The following is a 605-nucleotide window of genomic DNA, read 5'->3' on the forward strand; positions in this document are numbered from 1 at the left end:
GGTGAGCCGGTAGATGACGAAAAACAATGATTACTGGGTTAAGCGAGCGCTGCAGCGTGAATCTGAATCAGCAGCCAAAGGCGCAGCATTAACTACTCGTATGTTCACGGAGTACCAGCGAGCTGCCCGAGAGATTAGACGTAGTATCAATGACTTTTATGCTCGCTATGCATCTGAACAAGACTTGTCCTATGACGAAGCTGTTCGTCGGCTCAGTCGCCCAGAAATGCAAGAGTGGAAGGCCAGTATAGGGGACTGGGTGAAGCGTATCAATCAGGAGCAAGATGAGGCAGTCAAAGCACTCTTGAAGGCTGAGCTGGACGCACTATCCTACAACAGTCAGATATCACGCCTTGAAGCTCTATTTGGCCAAATTCAGATGTCGTTGAATGATCTCTACACCGTTGGTGTCAGGCAAATGAGGCAGGAATTCGGAGACCTGTTCACAGCAGGCTACTACAAGAAAGCATACGATATCCAGCAGCGCGTTGGCTTCATTCACGAATTCGCTAAAATCAACGAGGATATGATTACGAACGTGCTTTCCTACCCATGGAGCGGTGCCGACTTCTCGGCTCGACTGTGGGAAAACAAACGAATGCTGC

1 pseudogene is annotated in these 605 nt (G+C 49.3%); it reads left to right on the forward strand.

The annotated features are described in order from the left end of the window. Positions 1 to 13: 13 nt before the first annotated feature. Positions 14 to 605: pseudogene (locus tag PPOP_RS17755) on the forward strand (hypothetical protein); the annotation flags it as partial.

This window comes from Paenibacillus popilliae ATCC 14706 (assembly GCF_000315235.1).
GTDB lineage: Bacteria > Bacillota > Bacilli > Paenibacillales > Paenibacillaceae > Paenibacillus_B > Paenibacillus_B popilliae.